Source organism: Burkholderia sp. AU30280, from assembly GCF_020420125.1.
Taxonomy (GTDB): domain Bacteria; phylum Pseudomonadota; class Gammaproteobacteria; order Burkholderiales; family Burkholderiaceae; genus Burkholderia.
This window is the reverse complement of sequence record NZ_JAIZRY010000014.1, coordinates 69,501-87,557: the sequence shown is the minus strand read 5'-3', so window position 1 is coordinate 87,557 and position 18,057 is coordinate 69,501. Positions and strand designations below refer to the sequence as shown.

Annotated in this window: 18 protein-coding genes; 8 read left to right on the top strand and 10 right to left on the bottom strand. The window is 65.0% G+C overall.

Annotation, left to right across the window (positions count from 1 at the left end; genetic code table 11):
- Positions 1–47: 47 nt before the first annotated feature.
- The 3 genes from LGN17_RS28075 to LGN17_RS28065 all read right to left on the bottom strand — a co-directional run bounded on the left by LGN17_RS28075 (position 48) and on the right by LGN17_RS28065 (position 2,822).
- Positions 48–1,082, bottom strand: a complete 1,035-nt coding sequence (locus LGN17_RS28075; protein WP_226200164.1) for a helix-turn-helix domain-containing protein — start codon at positions 1,080–1,082, stop codon at positions 48–50.
- A gap of 449 nt (positions 1,083–1,531) precedes the next feature.
- Complete coding sequence (locus LGN17_RS28070; RefSeq protein WP_226200162.1) at positions 1,532–1,975, bottom strand: hypothetical protein; 444 nt, start codon at positions 1,973–1,975, stop codon at positions 1,532–1,534.
- Between the two features lie 241 nt (positions 1,976–2,216).
- Entirely contained in the window at positions 2,217–2,822 is a 606-nt protein-coding gene (locus tag LGN17_RS28065; protein WP_226200368.1) for a TetR/AcrR family transcriptional regulator, read from the bottom strand.
- A gap of 110 nt (positions 2,823–2,932) precedes the next feature.
- On the opposite strand from LGN17_RS28065, the gene LGN17_RS28060 reads away from it, so the two are divergent.
- The 4 genes from LGN17_RS28060 to LGN17_RS28045 all read left to right on the top strand — a co-directional run bounded on the left by LGN17_RS28060 (position 2,933) and on the right by LGN17_RS28045 (position 7,425).
- Positions 2,933–3,988, top strand: a complete 1,056-nt coding sequence (locus LGN17_RS28060) for a sugar phosphate isomerase/epimerase family protein (protein ID WP_226200160.1) — start codon at positions 2,933–2,935, stop codon at positions 3,986–3,988.
- A 29-nt stretch (positions 3,989–4,017) separates the two neighbouring features.
- Positions 4,018–4,902: an alpha/beta fold hydrolase gene (locus tag LGN17_RS28055; RefSeq protein ID WP_226200158.1), complete on the top strand. Its 885-nt coding sequence runs from the start codon at positions 4,018–4,020 to the stop codon at positions 4,900–4,902.
- A gap of 2 nt (positions 4,903–4,904) precedes the next feature.
- Positions 4,905–5,960, top strand: coding sequence for an alpha/beta hydrolase (locus LGN17_RS28050; RefSeq protein ID WP_226200156.1), 1,056 nt, complete (start codon positions 4,905–4,907; stop codon positions 5,958–5,960).
- 229 nt (positions 5,961–6,189) lie between these two features.
- Positions 6,190–7,425 (top strand): MFS transporter, encoded by a 1,236-nt coding sequence (locus tag LGN17_RS28045; RefSeq protein WP_226200154.1) that lies wholly within the window; start codon positions 6,190–6,192, stop codon positions 7,423–7,425.
- A gap of 27 nt (positions 7,426–7,452) precedes the next feature.
- Here the strand turns inward: LGN17_RS28045 and LGN17_RS28040 are convergent, their stop codons facing one another.
- From LGN17_RS28040 to LGN17_RS28030, 3 genes are read right to left on the bottom strand one after another with little or no spacing between them, the layout of a single operon-like run.
- Positions 7,453–8,184, bottom strand: coding sequence for a polysaccharide deacetylase family protein (locus LGN17_RS28040; RefSeq protein ID WP_226200153.1), 732 nt, complete (start codon positions 8,182–8,184; stop codon positions 7,453–7,455).
- A 23-nt stretch (positions 8,185–8,207) separates the two neighbouring features.
- Positions 8,208–8,774, bottom strand: a complete 567-nt coding sequence (locus tag LGN17_RS28035) for a hypothetical protein (RefSeq protein WP_226200151.1) — start codon at positions 8,772–8,774, stop codon at positions 8,208–8,210.
- Entirely contained in the window at positions 8,774–9,919 is a 1,146-nt protein-coding gene (locus LGN17_RS28030; RefSeq protein ID WP_226200148.1) for a glycosyltransferase family 4 protein, read from the bottom strand. Before LGN17_RS28030 ends, LGN17_RS28035 begins: the two co-directional genes overlap by 1 nt.
- A 615-nt stretch (positions 9,920–10,534) precedes the next feature.
- On the opposite strand from LGN17_RS28030, the gene LGN17_RS28025 reads away from it, so the two are divergent.
- Complete coding sequence (locus tag LGN17_RS28025; protein ID WP_226200146.1) at positions 10,535–11,839, top strand: dicarboxylate/amino acid:cation symporter; 1,305 nt, start codon at positions 10,535–10,537, stop codon at positions 11,837–11,839.
- A 531-nt stretch (positions 11,840–12,370) separates the two neighbouring features.
- Positions 12,371–14,305, top strand: a complete 1,935-nt coding sequence (locus LGN17_RS28020) for an SMP-30/gluconolactonase/LRE family protein (RefSeq protein WP_226200144.1) — start codon at positions 12,371–12,373, stop codon at positions 14,303–14,305.
- A 155-nt stretch (positions 14,306–14,460) separates the two neighbouring features.
- Here the strand turns inward: LGN17_RS28020 and LGN17_RS28015 are convergent, their stop codons facing one another.
- Entirely contained in the window at positions 14,461–14,676 is a 216-nt protein-coding gene (locus LGN17_RS28015) for a hypothetical protein (RefSeq protein ID WP_226200142.1), read from the bottom strand.
- Between LGN17_RS28015 and LGN17_RS28010 the strand changes: the two genes are divergently transcribed.
- The gene (locus tag LGN17_RS28010; RefSeq protein WP_226200140.1) at positions 14,660–15,499 is read left to right on the top strand and encodes a peptidylprolyl isomerase; all 840 of its coding nucleotides are present in this window, start codon (positions 14,660–14,662) and stop codon (positions 15,497–15,499) included. The genes LGN17_RS28015 and LGN17_RS28010 overlap by 17 nt on opposite strands.
- A 25-nt stretch (positions 15,500–15,524) precedes the next feature.
- Here the strand turns inward: LGN17_RS28010 and LGN17_RS28005 are convergent, their stop codons facing one another.
- A complete protein-coding gene (locus tag LGN17_RS28005; RefSeq protein ID WP_226200138.1) occupies positions 15,525–15,962 on the bottom strand; it encodes a GNAT family N-acetyltransferase in 438 nt (145 codons plus the stop codon).
- A gap of 125 nt (positions 15,963–16,087) precedes the next feature.
- Positions 16,088–16,993 (bottom strand): LysR substrate-binding domain-containing protein, encoded by a 906-nt coding sequence (locus LGN17_RS28000; RefSeq protein WP_226200136.1) that lies wholly within the window; start codon positions 16,991–16,993, stop codon positions 16,088–16,090.
- A gap of 162 nt (positions 16,994–17,155) precedes the next feature.
- Here LGN17_RS28000 and LGN17_RS27995 point away from each other — a divergent pair, with 162 nt between their 5' ends.
- Positions 17,156–17,656: a lipocalin-like domain-containing protein gene (locus LGN17_RS27995; RefSeq protein ID WP_226200134.1), complete on the top strand. Its 501-nt coding sequence runs from the start codon at positions 17,156–17,158 to the stop codon at positions 17,654–17,656.
- Between the two features lie 12 nt (positions 17,657–17,668).
- Here the strand turns inward: LGN17_RS27995 and LGN17_RS27990 are convergent, their stop codons facing one another.
- On the bottom strand, positions 17,669–18,025 hold the full coding sequence (locus tag LGN17_RS27990; protein ID WP_226200131.1) for a hypothetical protein: 357 nt from the start codon (positions 18,023–18,025) through the stop codon (positions 17,669–17,671).
- Between the last annotated feature and the right edge of the window lie 32 nt (positions 18,026–18,057).

Here is an 18,057-nt window from a genome sequence, read left to right as displayed (position 1 = left end):
CGGTGCAGCGCGCGCCGGGCCGTCGTGCGCTGTGTTCGCCGCGAGGTTCAGCGAATCTGCGCGAGCCAGCCGCTGTAGTCGGTATCCGTGTGTCGCTGCAAGCGATGCTGCGCGTTTCCGGCGACGACGCGCGTTTCGCTCGGCGCGTGACCGAATTCCAGCTTGAATGCGCGGCTGAGTTGCGTGTTGCTGTTGAAGCCGTACCGGTATGCAAGATCGCCGATCCGGTGACGGGGGCTCTCGGGCGACATCAGCGCGCGGTGAATCGCGAGCAGGCGGCGCTTGCGGATGTAATTCGCGACACCGCCATCCTGCTCGAACAGCCGGTACAGACTCGAGCGCGAGATGCCGATTTCCTTGCAGATTCGATCCGGCGACAGGTCCGGCGATTCGAGGTTCTGCCGGATGTACTCCTTGATCTTCACGTACAGGGTCGACAGCAACTCGTTGCGCGCATTCGAGATCTCTTGAGCAGTCGGGCTGAGCATCGCCTTCACCAGGCTCAGCGTCGCCTGCTCGGCATGCAGCGCTTCCGACTGCGACAGCGTGCCGATCTTGTCGAGCAGGCTCCTCAGATAGCTGTCGAGGAGCTGGCTGATTCCGCCACTGAAGATGGTGCCGTGGATGCTCGACGGCAGGCTCGGCAGCATGTCACGCGCGACCAGCAGCGTGACTGCGTCGCCCGCCTGGATTTCACGGTGATAAGGACGAGCCTGGTCGACGACGAGGATATCCCCGGGCTGTACGAACACCGGCCGTCCATCGATTTCCCCGCGCACGCTCCCGGCGTCCCGCAGGTTGAACGAATAGTTGTCCATCCCGTCTCGCCGAATGAACGCCGCCGAACGGTTGAGCGCGTACGAGAGCGGAGCCGCCACGCTCCCCGGATGATGATAGGTCCATTTACCTACCGAGATGTTGCCAAGCGTGTAGCCGATAAATTGGTAGTCGATTATCGGGTCGATCGGCGTGGTTAAAGCAAACTCCGCAATCGAATACTGGGTCTGCCATGCTTCTAGACGTTCGGCAGGTGAATAATCCTGCAGAGAGAAACGGAAAGGCGGATGGGTCGAGCTACTCATCTTGTGGCCCTCAATATCGTATTTTGGTTTGCTAAATTATAGAGGGATTTCTTGATGGAATGTGATGTGCGCAGGGGTGGGTGGCTATATAGATTTTCTTCTATCTATATAATTTTATTGAAGGTTTGAATTGCGTCAGGGTTGAGGGTGTTTCTGTTGTTTTTAATGGGGTTCAATCGATCTGGATAATTTGTGGGGCAGCCCAGGTATTAAAAGTAGCCTGATGGTGAAATGGTGGTTACGTTTTTTTGAAATTTTATCGACTATTGCGAGCTGATATTTCTTTCGATTATCTTTCGTCGGCGTGTTGTGTGCTTTGAAGAGTCGGGCTGGTGGGCTTTCCGCTGTATCTCAGGGCATGCGCCAGAATAAATGCGCTATTGTTGCAAATTGGCTGCTCGACAGATGTCCGTCATCACGCCATCTGCGAAAACTTTGCCCTCTCACGCCTAGAGGATTCGGTTCCATGAACCGCTTTCCGATTTCTCGGGCTCGACGAATGCCCAGATCGAGCGGCAGCAGGTGCAGCGACAGTACATGACCGAACCCGCTGAATCGTGGCCTTCAGAAGCAAAATGAGGTTGAGGAATGATTTCGGAGAGGACGCCGCTTGCGACGGCTGCGTCACGACGACGGGTGTATTGCTGATATTCCTGACGCGAAGCGAACGCTTTGGGCTTGCCGACACCGAGACAGTGTAGGCAAGCCGGAAGCAGGCGCGCGATCGCGCCGTTGCTTTGCGCGTCACTCCCTCGCATGAGTTTCAGCCATTCACCGCGTGGGACTTGTGCATCCACACGCGTTCTTTCGCCGCCAAGCCACGTGCGTACCTGATGCAGGTCGATTTCTCGTTCGCGATAGCGGCGGAGCATGTTCTGAATATCCTGGTCCATTGCGGTGCGTACCTGATTTTCGATGAACGTTGTCCGGCAGAAACACGGTGAGGGACGCGATTCGGTGCGCGCGAATATTCCCGGCGGTGGCGACGTGCCGCGAGTGGCGATGCCTCAAGGGCCGGAAGAACTTGAATGGCCTTGCTTCTGGTGTGCTCAAACCAGAGGGTGACAACGATTCAGCGTTCCCGACTGCGTCCGGGTCGCGATCGGAACGCCGCGTCCCGTCAGCCGTGCCGCGTCACCCCGCGTCGCGCACCGCCATCGCGAGCGGCAGCATCGCCGGCCCGATGGAGGCGAGCAGCCGCTCTTTCGATACCCCGTCGCGGGATTGCACTGAAATGCCGTGCAACTGCGTCGCGTAGAAATCGGCCAGCGCCTTGATGTCGGTGCCCCGCGCGAGTTGCCCCTGTTCGGCTGCGAGCTGCAGGCGCTCGACGATCGACTGCGTGCGCGCGCGCCGATGGGCGGCCAGCCATTCCATCACCCCTTCGTTTTCGGCCGAGTAGTTGGTGGCGGCGGAGACCACCATGCAGCCGTGCGGCTGGCCGCGCCGGGTATAGGCGGCGACGGCGTCGCGCAGCATGCGTTCGATGGCTGCGCGGACATCGGCTTCCTCGACGAGCGCGCGATCGGCGAAACCGCCTTCGCCTTGCTCGTAGAGCGCCACGGCCTCCTGGAACAGTGCTTCCTTGCTGCCGAAGGCGGCATAGATGCGCGCTGACGCAATACCCATCGCTTCGACCAGGTCGGACATCGACGTGCCTTCGTAGCCGTGTCGCCAGAACGCCAGCATCGCGCGTTTCAGCGCCATGTCGCGATCAAATTCTCTCGGTCGTCCCGCCATATCCCTTTCGTCCGTCGTCACATCGTGCACCGATTTTATCGCGCGCCGTGTTGACACGCGCCGTTCCGCTGGCCTATTCTTTGTCGATCAACAAACAATAGGAGTTGATCATGCGTACCCTCAAGGGCCCCAGTCTCCATCTCGCGCAGTTCGCCGACGATGCGGCGCCGTTCAACAGCTTGCCGAACATCGCGCAATGGGCGGCAGGGGTCGGCTTCAAGGCGCTGCAGATTCCCGCGTGGGACGGCCGGCTGTTCGACGTGGCGACGGCCGCGGAAAGCCAGGCCTATTGCGATGACGTGAAGGGCATGTTGGCCGAACACGGGCTGGAGATCAGCGAACTGACCACGCATCTCTTCGGGCAACTGGTCGCCGTGCATCCGGCGTACGACGCCATGTGCGACAACTTCGCGCCCGAGGCCGTGCGTGGCAACCCGAACGCGCGTACCGCGTGGGCGCTGGATCGGCTCAAGCTGGCTGCGCGGGCTTCCCGACGCCTGGGGCTGACCGACATGGGCACGTTTTCGGGCTCGTTCGCGTGGCCCTACCTGTTTCCGTTCCCGCAACGGCCCGCCGGCCTGATCGAGACGGCCTTCGACGAGCTGGCGCGCCGCTGGCGGCCGATTCTCGACGTCTGCGATGAAAACGGCGTCAACCTCTGCTACGAGATCCATCCCAGCGAAGACCTGCACGATGGCGTCAGCTTCGAGCGTTTCCATGCGCTGGTCGGCCAGCACGCACGCTGCAAGATACTGTTCGATCCGAGCCATTTCGTGCTGCAGCAACTGGACTATCTCGCGTACATCGATATCTACCGCGAGCACATTCGCATGTTCCATGTGAAGGATGCCGAGTTTCTGCCTTCGGGCCGACAAGGCATTTACGGCGGCTACGGGTCGTGGCTCGAGCGAGCCGGCCGGTTCCGCTCGCTCGGCGACGGTCAGGTCGACTTCAAGGCGATTTTTTCGAAATTTGCTCAGTACGACTATGCAGGATGGGCGACCCTCGAATGGGAATGCTGCCTCAAGGACCAGGAGGACGGCGCGCGCGAAGGGGTTGCGTTCATCAACGACCACATCATCCGGGTGACGGAGCGCATCTTCGACGACTTCGCCGGCGCCGCGGTCGATCAACGGCAAATCCACGACATGCTCGGCATCGCCTGAGCCGGCCCCCATTGCGAGGAACCATCAATATGTCCGCTCAGCTTCAGTCGTCGTCAGCCGACGCTCAACGCGTTGCCCATCAATACGTCCGCGTCGACGGCCAGCGCATTCACTGCGTCACGGCCGGCGCAGGCACCCCGGTCCTGCTGATTCCGGGATGGCCGCAAACCTGGTACGCATGGCGTCATGTGATGCAGGCGCTCGCCGCGCGCGGCTTCATGGCCGTCGCGGTCGACCCGCCCGGCACCGGCTATTCCGACCGGCCGCATGCGGGTTACGACACGGGCCACACGGCGGCCACGTTGCATCGCGTGATGGTGCAGCTGGGCTTCGATGTGTACCAGGTGGCCGGCCACGACGTCGGCATGTGGGTGGCCTATGCGCTGGCGAGCGATCGGCCCGAGGCGGTGAAGTCGCTCGCGCTCACGGAGGCGGTGATCCCCGGGCTGGCACCGGCGCCGTCGATCTTCGCTCCGCCGGAAGAGAACATCTTCCTGTGGCATTTCATGTTCAACCAGCTGGCCGACCTGCCCGAGACGCTGATTGCCGGACGTGAACGCGCCTATCTGGAGTTCATGTTCAACCGCTGGTCGTTCCGGCGCGATTGCGTGGCCGTCGATGTGTATATCGACGCCTATGCGGCGCCGGGCGGCCTGCGCGGCGGCTTCTCCTATTACCGCGCGATTCCGGAGACGATCCGGCAGAACCAGGCGCGGGCGCAGCGCAAGCTGACGATGCCGGTGCTCGCGATCGGCGCCGAACATGCCACCGGCGATGCGCCGCTGGTCACGATGCGCGACAACGCGACGGATCTGCAGGGTGCGGTCGTGCCCGATTGCGGCCACTTCATCATGGAAGAGGCGCCCGACGCATTCATCGGCCATCTGCTGCCGTTCCTGGAACGGAGCCGCTGAACATGCCGATTGACGACAACATCGCCGCGCTGCTGGCGCGCCTGGCGCTGGCTGAAGCGCCTGCGTCGCTGGACGCGTTGCGGCAGGCGACCGAGACGACACTGCGAGGCTGGCACGGACCGCTGGAAGCGGTCGACCGCATGGAAACCTTCGCGGTGCCCACGCGCGACGGGCGGCAGATTCGCGTGCGGGTTTATTGGCCAGCGGTCGCGGCGGCACGCGCGGCACGGCAGCCAGCGATCGTTTATGCGCACGGCGGCGGGTGGTGCCTCGGCACGCTCGAGCTTTACGACAATCCTTGCCGCGCGCTGGTCAACGCGACGCAGTGCGTCGTGCTGTCGGTCGATTACCGGCTCGCGCCGGCGCACCGGTTTCCGGTGCCGGTGGAGGATTTCTGCGATGCGCTGGACTGGGTGTTCGGCGAGGCGGCCGGCCTGGGGCTGGACCCGGCGCGCATCGCCGTCGGCGGCGACAGCGCCGGAGGCAACCTTGCAGCGGCTGCCTGCCTGGTCGCACGGGAGCGGGGCGGGCCGTCGATCGCGCATCAACTTTTGCTGTACCCGCCGCTGGATGCGTCGATGAGCACGACGTCCTATCGGACCTGCGGGCAGGGCTACTACCTGACGCAAGCCATCATGCAGTATTGCTTCGACCTGTACCTGACCGATCCGGCCGATGCCGGCTCACCCTGCGTGTCGCCGCTGCGGGCGGCTTCGGTCGCGGGGCTGCCACCGGCCACGTTGTTGGCGTGCGAATACGATCCGGTGCGCGACGACGCGCACGCGTATGCGGAGCGATTGCGGGAGGCCGGTGTGCCGGTCGAATTGGTCGTGCTGCCGGGGATGATCCATGCGTGCATCCATATGGTCGGCGTGACGCCGGCAGCCCGCCAGGTGTTCGACGTGGCCGGCGCGTGGATGCGCTGGGCGTTCCCAGCGGTGAGCGCATGGCCGCGCGTGGAGGGCTGCACGGTCCGGCGGCCACGCGATATCAGGAAGACCGGCGCGATTTCCGCGGTGTCGACGGACTTCCTGTCCGACAGGTCACGCAGTCATTGACGCCCGACAGCAGGTTGTCTAGATTCTTCTCCATGCACGCACTTTTCATCACGACCACGACCACCACCACCACGACCGCCCATGGCGGGCCGGGAGGAGGTTGCGCGTCGTAGGTCAGTGCGTCGAACTCACCCCAAGCCCCGCCGGAAACGGACGGGGCTTTTTTCATGCTCCGCCTGGCCGGCATCGAACGTCAGCGGAGAACATGATGGATGATTGCGACTGCCGTGTGTCCGGCGACAGAGTCGACCCGTTTCGCCGGAAGCACAACGACCCAGCCGCATGGCTCACCGGAATCGTGGCAGGCGTGCCGACGTCGACGCGGCTGCTGCTGATCTTCCAGTTCCTGGTGAACCTGTCGGTGTTCGGTTCGCTGCCGCTGCTTGCCGCGTTCCTCGCCATGACGCGCCATCTGGATGCGAGCAGCGTCGCCAGCGTGCTGACGGTGAATCTGCTGGCGAGCCGGCTGCTGCCGCTGGTGCTGGGTGCGTCGACGGATCGCTTCAGCAGTCGCGTGCTGACGACGCTCGGCCTGCTTTGCCGTGCGGCGGGGTTCGTCGGGTTCGCGTATGCGCAGTCGCTGCCGGGCCTGTTGACGTGGGCGTGCTTGTCCGGGCTCGGGGCCGCGCTTTACGAAACGACCGCGTATTCGATCTTCGGCTCGCTCGATGGCGCCGTGCGTCCCAAGGTGTTCGCGCTGAACACGCTGGCGCTCAATCTCGGTGCATTGATCGGCCCGGCGCTGCTGATCGTCGTGCCGGACACGAACGGGGCGCTGCCGTTTCTGGTGAGCGGCGCGGTGTTCGCGGTGCTCGCACTGGTTGCGCCGTGGATCGCGGGGCGAAGACGGCACACCGCAGTCGCCGCGCACCCGCTGCGCGGCGTGCTGGTTGCGTTCGGCGACCGGCGGTTTCGCCGGCTCTGCTGGGCGCTTGTCCCGTTCTGGACCGTGTATACGCAGATTTACGTATTCATCCCGTTGACCTTTTCGCATGGCGCACACGGCTATAACGGCGTGAGACCGTTCTACATCACGAACGCGTTGACCGGAATCGCCACCGCGTGGCTCGGCATGGGCTGGTTTCAGCGCACGCACTGGCGATCGATGATGGCGATCGGGCATGTCGCGTCGTGCGGCTGTTTTGCGATTGCGGCACTGCTGTTCGCCGGCGATCGGGGCGCGGATGCGTCGCTCGTGATCCCGATCGTGATCGCGATCGTCTTCACGTTAGGCGAAAGCCTGATTCTTCCTGCGTCGAATATTGCGCTCGCCAACCTGACGACAGACGGCAATGCCGGCAGCTATTTCGGCGCGTCGGCGATTTCGTGGGCGATCGGCGGGATGCTCGGCAACTTCATCGGCAGCATCGCCGCAGGCTGGACGACGCGCGCGCCGGGATGGTTCCTTTTTATGGGAATCGCGCTGACCGGCCTGCTCGCATTCCGCAGGCAGCGGCCGGAATAGCCAGGGCGACGGTCGAGGCAGCGTGAACTACCTGCGTCTCCGAACCCGCGCCTTTGCACACTTGAACCACAGTCGCATCGCACCGACGCCGCCCGCGACCGGAATCCGCGGCAACAGGAACCGATCGTCGTACGCATCGGCGCAGCCGCGCCGGGTCGTCGTCGCGTTGCGGTAACCCGCGGCGGCGACCTGGTCGCGCACGCGCGGGTCCAGGTCGCCGTACGGGTAGCAGAACGATTCGACGGGCTGGCCGCTCAACGCTTCGAGCCGCTGCTTCGATTCGACGATCTGAACTTCCGATACGTGCGCCGGCACGTGCGACAGCGCGACGTGATCGAGCGTATGCGAGCCGATCTCATGGCCGTGATCGCGCCATGCGAGCATGTCGGCGTACGTCATGAGCGGCGAGCGTGCGGTATCGGCGCCCGCATCCCAGTCGTTCTCGCCGCCGAACCGGCCGGCGACGAAGTAGCAGGTCGCGGTGAAGCCGAACGCGTCCAGCACGGGCATCGCATGCGTCAGCACGTTGCGAAAGCCGTCGTCGAACGTGATGCCGAAGACCTTCCCGCTGCGCTCGCCGCGCAGGTACGGCTGCAGTTCGCGCACGCTCAGGCCGCGGTAGCCGAGCCGCCGGAACAGCGTCATCTGGCGGCGGAACGCCTCGGGCGCGACGCTCAGGCTGCGCAGCCGGTCGAGCGGCTGCGGCGTGCGGACCTGGTGATACATCAGGATCGGGTAGCGCGTGGCGGGCAGTAGCATGAGCGGGTCGCGAGAACGGGGAGTTACGCGGCCTTGCGGAAAATCCGCAGGGTCTTGAAGTCGCCGACTTCGACGAAATCGGCATTCGCCGCCCATCGCTCGATGATCGGCTCGGCCTTCCGGTACGCCGACGAGCCCTTGTAGAACAGCAGGTGGCCGTCGCGCGCGGTATGGCGTGCGAACAGGTCGAGCACGTCGGCGTCGGTCTTCGCGCCGTAGCGGCTGTTCGTCTCGTCGCGGAATTCGCACAGATGGAACAGCGTGACGACGTCGAACGCCGGCAGCAGGTCCGAGTGGCTCGTGTAGATGTCGCCGAAATAGGCCAGATAGGTCTTGCTCACCTCCGGTTGCCGCGTGACGAGATCGATGTACGACTTGTATTCCTTCGGCGACGCCGTCACGCCGAAGACGGTGTTGTTCAGGTGCGGCCGCGCGCATTCCACGCCGACATGGTGGTGGCCGCCAGTGCCGAAGTGATAGATGCGGATGCCGTTGAGGCGCGCGGTTTCCAGCCATTCGACGAAGTGCACGTCGCACGGGCACTCCTGCGTGCGCAGGTCCCAGTACTTCTTCCAGATGTTCATGGCCATTAAACGGACCTCATGGATGTCACCCGACGATACGGGTTGTGGCGAATCGATTTCTGATAGACGGACAGCGTCGCGTCGACGAATCGTTCGAACGAGAACTCGCGCTTGCCCTTCAGCCGCGCGTTGTATCCCATCGCTTGCACGCAGCCGGGATCGCGCATGATCGCGCGCAGGATCGCCTCGATCGCTTGGGGTTCGCGCGGCGGGACGACCCAGCCGTCCACGCCCGGCTCGACGTTCTCGGGCAGCCCGCCCACGCGCGTCACGATCACGGGGCAGCCGAGCGACATCGCTTCGCGGCACGCATACGACAGGCTCTCCTGGTACGACAGCACGAACGACACGTCGACGATCGAGAACGGCGTCCGCACGTCGTCGAGCCGGCCGGTGAAAGCGGTGCGCGCGGCCATGCGGTGCAGCGCGATCTGCTCGCGTTGCTCGCCGGTCGGCTCCGCGCCGACCAGCAGCACGCGAAACCGCTCGCGCTCGTGTTCGGGCAAGCGGCCCAGCGCCGCGATCAGGTCCATCCAGCCTTTCTCCGGCGCGGTGCCGGCGCTGCTGCCCAGCACGATCGCGTCCGCGCCGGACGGCCCGAACAGCGCGATCTTGCGGCGGCGAATTTCGTCGCCGGCCAGTCGCTCCGCGGCCTGCCGGCGCACGCCGTGCTTGACGACCGTGACGTTTCCATACGGCGACCGGAGCGCGAGCATGCCCGCCACGTAATCGCTGACCGCGATGGTGTGGTCGGTTGCCAGCCGGGCGCGCAGCACGTTGCCGAAGCTGTCGGCGCGATAGGTGTTGTGCTTGGTGAGCACGACCGCGGGCCGATACCGGCAGCCGAGCAGCGCGAGCATCACCTGCCGGTGATCGGCGGACCCGTTGACGTGGATGACGTCGAAGCGCTCGGCGACGATCCGCTGGCGCAGCCGGAGGATTTCCTGGCACAGCCGGTTCCAGCGCGGCTTGAATTCCATGTCGAAGATGGCCACGTCGGGACTGTCCTTCAGCAGTCGCGACAGGCGGCTGCCTTCCGGTGACGCGACGGTCACGCGATGGTGCCGGCTCATCGCGGCGGCGAGATCGCGGACGTAGGTGTCCTGGCCGCCGCCGTAGTCGCCGTGGAAGTTGGTATACAGGATGTTCATCACGATGCCGCCTTTCCTCGATCATTCATTGGGCAGGATTACTGAGAAAAATGAATATCTCGGCCTGTTGAAAGCAACGACTCGAATCCGGTTCTGCGTTGCCGATGCGCAATTGCGCCATTGCGCATCGGCGCCCGGGCGGGACGTCACCGCGAATCGTTGCCAAATATTACAGACGCGTTACGGGCCGTAGTGTCAAGGTCTGCGCATCTTTGTGAGAATGTGTCGCGATCGTTGGCCGTGTCGTCACGCAGTGCGATGCCGCCGAGGCGCGGGGGAGTCCGGCGACGCGGTTCCCCTCGCCGGCACATGAACCGTGGCGAGCCCGGTGCGAACGGCGAGGTGGCTCGATTACCCCGCCGCCGACCACGCAGGAAGCGGGCAGGATCGCGACAAAACCTGCCTTTTCAACGACATCCGGACGCAGATCAACCCGGTCGACTTACAGATTTGAAAGCAGGGGTGCCATTTGCGTTAGAATGCCCCCCCTTGTCCGCCATGGCGACCGCCAACGGCGGACTTGTCGCACCCAGTGAGACATGGGTTTCGATTCGTAGCCGGGCGCGAAAGCTGTGCCAGCCGTTAGCAACATACGCTTTGTGATTTGGATTACTAATGAAGAAGAAGCACAACATCACCAAGTACATCGTTGTCGCGATGATTCTTGGAATCGCAGTGGGTTACGCTTGTCATAGCGCATTTCCCGACCCGAACATGGCGAAGGAGGTGGCCGGCTACGTGTCATTGCTGTCCGACGTGTTCCTGCGCCTGATCAAGATGATCATCGCGCCGCTGGTGTTCGCGACGCTGACCGTCGGCATCGCGCAGATGGGCGACGGCAGCGCGGTGGGCCGCGTCGGCGTCAAGGCGTTCGGCTGGTTTTTCATCGCGTCGTTCACGTCGTTGCTGCTCGGCCTGCTGACCGCGACGATCCTGCAACCGGGCAGCCATCTGAGCCTGCCGCTGCCGGCGTCCGATGCGGCCCTCGGCCTGAAGACGGGCGCCTTCACGCTGAAGGACTTCGTGGTCCACCTGGTGCCGAAGTCGATCGCGGAAGCGATGGCGAACAACGAAATCCTGCAGATCGTCGTCTTCTCGATCTTCTTCGGTACCGCGCTGTCCGCGCTTGGCGAGTCGGGCAAGCGCCTGACCGGCGTGATCGACGATCTCGCGCAAGTGATGCTGAAGGTGACGGGCGCGGTGATGTGGTTCGCGCCGGTCGCGGTGTTCGCGGCGCTGGCGTCGACGATCACGACCCAGGGGCTCGGCATCCTGCTCACGTTCGCGAAGTTCATGGCGAGCTTCTATCTGGCGCTGGCGCTGCTGTGGGGCGTGCTGACGCTCGCCGGCGTGACGTTCCTCGGCAAGCGGGCGTTCACGCTGATCCGGCTGATTCGCGAGCCGTTCCTGCTGTCGTTCGCGACGGCGAGCTCCGAAGCCGCGTATCCGAAGCTGCTGGACGCACTCGACCGCTTCGGCGTGAACCGCAAGATCTCGAGCTTCGTGTTGCCGATCGGCTATTCGTTCAACCTCGACGGCTCGATGATGTACTGCACGTTCGCGGTGCTGTTCATCGCGCAGGTGTACGGCATCCATCTGCCGCTGGGCACGCAGATCACGATGCTGCTGATGCTGATGGTCACGTCGAAGGGGATGGCGGGCGTGCCGCGCGCGTCGCTGGTCGTGATCGCGGCGACGCTCAACCAGTTCAACATGCCCGAAGCCGGGTTGCTGCTGATCATGGGCGTCGACATGTTCCTCGACATGGGGCGCTCGGCCACCAACGCCGTCGGCAACTCGATCGCGGCGGCCGTGGTCGCGAAGTGGGAAGGGCAGCTCGACGATCCGCGCGACGACAACGATCCGGACAACGGACGCGCCATGCAGGTGAAGGTGCCGGAAACCTCGGCATCGGCATGAGGCACGGCCGTGCGGCAGCGCAGCGGTAGTGGCGCGTTGCCTGCTCCCCGGTAATCGACGATCGCCGGCCTGGATTCGATATGGATTCAGGCCGGCGATTGTGTTTGGCGGAATCGTTCCACCGTGAATGCGGCGGGCCTCGCCGATTCCCTGACGCCGGCGCTCGCCGTTTCAACCGGTCGCCGTTGATCGAGCGGCGATATTCCCGCAGGCACGAGCCTGATTATCCCGACCCCGATCCGACGCGTAAGTGACCATTCACTGTCGCGCAGCCGCGCTCGCCGTCAGCACGCATGAGTGCGACAGGCAATGCATCGAGGCCGAACCCGTGAAAAGCGCAACGGCGCGAGCGGTCCGCAATTTTTTTCGATTTATATGACGCTATTCTCGCGCTGCGCATGATCGAACGCATGCGGCACGTAATACCGACCGCGCCGGATGATTCAGGGGAAAAATTGACGCATCGCGGTTTTCAAGCCATCCGGCCGACCCTTCATGTGAATGTTCGCACCCTTCAGGAGCGCATCCGTCATGGTCGCCAGACAACGGTTTCAGGCTGCGCTTCTTGCCGCAGCGATCGCCGCGATGACCCCCTGCGTTCACGCACGCAACACCACCGACTGGCTGGCGAACACGTATGGCACGCTCGCGGCCCACGTCGGCAACGTCGCGCGCTCGATGTGGGTCGCGCCCGAAGGCGTGATCTACACGGCATCGATGTGGGACGAGGATGAGGGGGGCGTCGCGATCTACCAGAACGGCAAGAGCGTCGGCTCGATCGGCACGCACTCGGAGTTCCAGGGCAGCGCGATCACGGGCAACGCGACCTCGCTGTTCGTCGCGCTGCAGCCGGGCAAGACGTACGGCAGCGGCGCGGTGGGGCGCTACAACCGCGCAACGAAATATCGCGACCGCGTCATCCAGGTCAGCGCGGCGACCAACCAGCCGCGCATCGACGTCGTCACCGGGCTCGCGACGGCCGGCTCGCTGCTCTATGCGAGCGACTTCTACGGCAATCGCGTGCGCGTGTTCACCACCGACGGCGTGTGGCAGCGGGATATCAGCGTAGCGGAGCCGGGCGCGCTCGCGGTGGACGGCGCGGGCAACGTGTGGGTGGCGCAGAAGCGCGCGGGCTCGATCGTCGGCTTCAGCCCGGCCGGTGCACTGCTGAACACGATCCGGATGCCGGCCGGGTCGCAGCCGTCGGCGCTGTATTTCGATGCGGCGGCCGGGCAGTTGCTGGTGGGCGACGAAGGCCCCGACCAGAACATCAAGCGCTATACCGTGTCGGGCCGGCCCGCGCTGGCTGGCACATTCGGCGTACGCGGCGGCTATCTCGACACGACGACGGGCGTCAAGGGGCAGGTCGGTGCGCAGCGCTTCACGCGCATCGTCGGGCTCGGCAAGGACACCGGCGGCAATCTCTACGTGCTCAACAATCCGTGGGGCGGCAGCTGGGATCTCGGCCGCAACGGCGCGACCGACATCCATGCGTACAGCAGCACCGGCAGCCTGCGCTGGACGCTGCAGTCGTTGAACTTCGAAGGCATCGCCGCGCCGGATCCGGTCACGGATGGCGCGCTGTTCTACGGCGGCACGCACGTGTACCGCGGTAGCGCGGGCGGCACGTTCGTCGCGAACACGGTCGACCCGTTCACGTATCCGGCCGATCCGCGCATCGACATGAGCGACACGCAGCGCGACGAGCATTTCGGGCTGCTCGCGTCGGTGGGCGCGAACCGGATTCTCGTCGCGGCGGGCCAGAACCCGCCGATTTTCTACTTCTTCCACTTCGACGCGGCGAACGGCTATATCGCGATCCCGGACGGCTCGATCCCGGGCCCCGCGTTCAACACGACGCGGCGCGTGACGAGCGGCTTCAGCATCGACAGCAAGGGCGACGTGTGGGCCGGCCTCGACAAGACCGGCGCGATTACCCACTACCCGCTGGCCGGCTTCGACGCGAGCGGCAAGCCGTCGTGGGGCCCGGGTGTCGCGACCCGCGTGCCCGACAGCATCCAGCCGCTCACGCGCATCGTCTATCTCGCGGACAGCGACACGATGGTGCTCGCGCAGGGCGCCATCGGGAGCAACGACTGGACGTCGATCGGCACGCGCATCGAGGTGTATCACGGCTGGCGCGCGGGCAACACGACGAAGCCGGACCCGGTGATCACGCTGCCGCACAGCGGTGCGAAATCGATCGACGCGGTGGGCAACCATCTGTTCGTCGGCTACTGGTTCAGCAGCAGCGGCCCGCTGTGGCCGAACGTGGACGCGTTCAACCTCACCACCGGCACCCTCGATACCACGCTGGTCAATGCGAGCCCCGCCACCGTGGATACCAGCAGCGCGATCGATGCGATGTACAGCATCCGCGCGTACCGTCGATCGAACGGCGAGTACGTGGTGATGAAGAACAACGTGAAAGGGAACAGCATCACCGTGTACCGGTGGACGCCCTGACTTTGACGAGGCGCGCGCGGCCGCCTCGACCTCGGTCGGCGGCCGGACTCGCGAAGCAATATCGGTATTCGTCGCGACTTCGCGGGATTTCCATGCCGTTTCCATCGAATTTCCACATCACGCGTCCGTAATGACCGGCGTGCGCAACGCGCGCCTCACCGGCCGCCGGGCGGCCCCCCCAACCATACGACGCGGAAAATCGGTTCCGGGCACAATGACAGCGCCACCGGCAGGCACTGCGCGTGCCCGCGACGATGAACCGAATCGACCGACTGGTTGCGCCGGCGCATTGCAGCGCCGGTGAATGTGCGCGGCAGCCCCATGCCGCGTTTTTTGAGCCGAAGTGACGAAACGATGAAGATGAAAACCACACCGAACCGCCTGTTGCTGATCGCCATGCTGGCCGGCGCGCTGAGCGGTACTGCCCACGCAGAGACGGCGGCGCCCACGGCGACCGTTGCGACGGTCAACGGCACACCGATCACGCAGGCCGACGTCGATACGTTGCTGCGCGCGTCCGGGCAACCCGATTCGCCGCAGATCCGCCAGGCGATCAAGAACCAGCTGATCACGCGCGTGCTGGTTCAGCAGGCCGCCGAGAAGGCGAACTACGCCGACAAGCCCGAGGTCAAGGCGGCGGTGCAGCAGGCGAAAGCGAATGCCGAGGTGCAGCTTTACCTGCGCGACAACGTGAAGCCCGAGCCGGTGACCGAGGAACAGGTCAAGGCGCGCTACGACGAACTCGTGGCCGCGCTCGGCAAGAACGAGTACAAGCCGCGCCTGATCGTCGTCCAGGATCCGGTGACGGCCGCGACGGTGCTGAGCGAGCTGAAGGCGGGCAAGTCGTTCGAAGGGCTGGCGCGTCAGTACAGCGTGGCGCCGAGCCGCGATACCGGCGGCGAACTGCCGTGGGTGAGCTTCCACACGCCGGCGACGGAAGGCAAGACGTCCGGCTTGCCGTTGCCGGTCGCGCAGGCGCTCGAGAAACTGAAGGTCGGCGCCGCGACGAGCGATTCGATCCCGGTCGATGGCGTGCGGGCGATCGTGAAGCTGGATGCGAAGCGGCCGACGCAGGTGCCGAGCTTCGCGACCGCGAAGCCGGGGCTTCAGCAGCAACTGCAGGCGGCCGCCGTGGAGAAGGCGAGTGCGCAGATGATCGGCAACTTGCTGAAGGACGCGAAGATCACGCAGTAATGCGGCGACGTCGGCGCGCCGGGCGTCACGCGCGCCAGACCATGCTCGCGCTCGTTTCGGTTTCCGATTCGCTGCGGAAGCCGAGCCGTTCGTAGAGCCGCCGCGCCGGGTTGCCATGCAGCACGCTGAGCGACACCGGCACGTGCGCACGTGCGGCGTCGCTCAGTAGGGCGTTCAGCACCGCTTCGCCGATGCCCCGGCCCTGGTGTGCGGGGAGGATCTGGATCTGGTGAACGTGCCATTCATCGGTCGCGCGTGTCACCTTCAGCAAGCCGATGGCGTCGTCGCCTTCGCAGACGATCATCGCATCGTCGAAATTCGCGCGAATGCGCTGGTCGTGCGCTTCGTCATCGGTCGGCGCGCCAACGCGTTGCAGGTGCTCAGTCATCGTGAGGCGACGCAGGTTCAACAGGAACGGCAGGTCGGCGGCAGACGCCGGGCGCAGGCGGATTGCGTGTGTCATCGGGCGGACTCGTTCGTTCGGGCATTCGGGATCGACGACGGGAAGGTTACCCCGGCGGATCATTCCCGATGTCGGGCAGCCGGTCAAAGGGCGCGGCGCCGAATCCGGCGCGCATGCGCGGCCGATCATGCGGCGTGCCGGCCGGACGCCTTTTGCACATCGGCGAGATTGGCGATCAGCGTGTCGACCACGACGCGTTTCAGGCTCGCGAGCGCGGAAGGCGCGTCGCCTCCCCCCGCGTGGACGCACACGTCGACCGACGGCAGCGGCGGCAGGCCGTCGCGCTCGCCGAGCGGCCGCAGCGTCGGCGGCACCCCCACCATCGTTCTCGCCGTGATGCCCAGTCCGCCCGCGACGCCGGCCCACAGGCTCTGCAGGCTGCCGGTCGTGTAAGCGAGCCGCCACGGGATGCCGGCCTTGTCGAGCGCATCGGTGCCCGCCTTGCGGAACAGGCACGGCGGCTTGTACAGCGCCAGATCCAGCGGCGCGCCAGCGCGCGGACGCACGTCGATGCGTTGCGGCCCGATCCACGCCATCGGCAGCGTGACCAGGTGTTCGGCGTCGGCGCGATGCCCGCGGCCCATCGCGAGCACGATGTCGAGTTCGCCGCCATCGAGCCGGTCGAGCAACGCGCCGTTGCCGTCGACGACGATGTCGACGCGCACGCCCGGGTGCGTGCGCTTGAACTGGCCGAGCGCGACGGGCAGCCACGATTCGGCGAAGTCGCCGGGAAGCCCGAATCGCACCGCCCCCTCGATCGCCGCGCCGCGGATCGCGCCGACCGCCTCGTCGTTCAGTTCGAGAATGCGGCGCGCATAGGACAGCATCAGTTCGCCGGCCTCGGTCGGCACGAGGCCGCGCCCCTGGCGGCGAAACAGCGGCTGGCCGATCTGCGTCTCGAGCTTGCGCATCTGCTGGCTGACCGCCGACTGCGAGCGGCCGATCCGGTCGGCGGCGCGGTTGAGGCTGCCGAGCCGATCCGCGGCGAGCAGCGTGCGCAGCGCATCCATGTCGAGATTCGGAAGCGTCATGATTCGGTTTTGCTTATAAGTCGATTTCGAATTATCGTATTTATTTCACATTCTCGTCGCTACCATCAAGTGAACCGGTCGTTCCGGTTCACGGGGATGCGCGCGATACGCGGCTGCGGATGTCCGTGAGGTGGCTTCCCTTCTTTTTGACGAGGACAGTGAATGAACATCCGCTCGATATTCCGCCAAGGCTTTCCCGGCATGCTGCTGGCCGCATCGATGATCCCGGGCGACGCATCGGCCGCGCCGTCGCTCGCGGGGGCGTGGACGCTGGTCGCAGCCGACGTGCAACATCCCGACGGTACGATCGGACGCGACTTTGGTGCCGATCCGCAGGGGCTGCTGCTGATCGACGCGCACGGGCACTATTCGCTGCAGATCTTCAGGTCGGAACGCCTGCGCTTTGCGTCGAACGACAAGGCGACCGGCACGCCGGACGAATTCCGGGAAGCCGTGCTCGGCTCGAGCACCCACTACGGCACGCTGACCGTCGATCCCGCGAACCACACGCTCGCGTTTCACATCAGCAATGCGTCGTACCCGAACTGGGCCGGGCAAACGCAGACGCGACGCTATCAATTGAAGGACGGCGAACTGAGCTACCGCGTGCCGCCGCGCGCCAACGGCGACATACCGATCTCGGTGTGGCGGCGAGTGGATTGACGCGAGAGGGCGTCACAGCCCCGGCAACCGAATCTGCAGGCCGGCCGGGCGATGGTCGAGGCCATCCGTGATTGCGTATTCGGTTTTTGTTCCGTCCGAAGTTTGCCACTGCGGCGTGCGGACTCGGCGGGCGAGCACGCCGCCCTTGCTGAAGCTGATCTGACCATAGTTCATGCACGACCGGAAGCCGGCGTCGGTGATCGCCGCGTGAATCTTCGCCGTGCCGTCGTACAGCCGCCGCTGCCGCCGCTGATGCCGGGTGCGATCCACCGGCCGCGGGCGATTTTGGCTGTCCGGAGAAAACGACGTTCCGACATGCCCCTGACGTACCGGGCACACACCGAACTTTTCCGATATTTTCCCGGTCACAACCGCCGGCGTGCGGGCGCGCCGGCACCCGC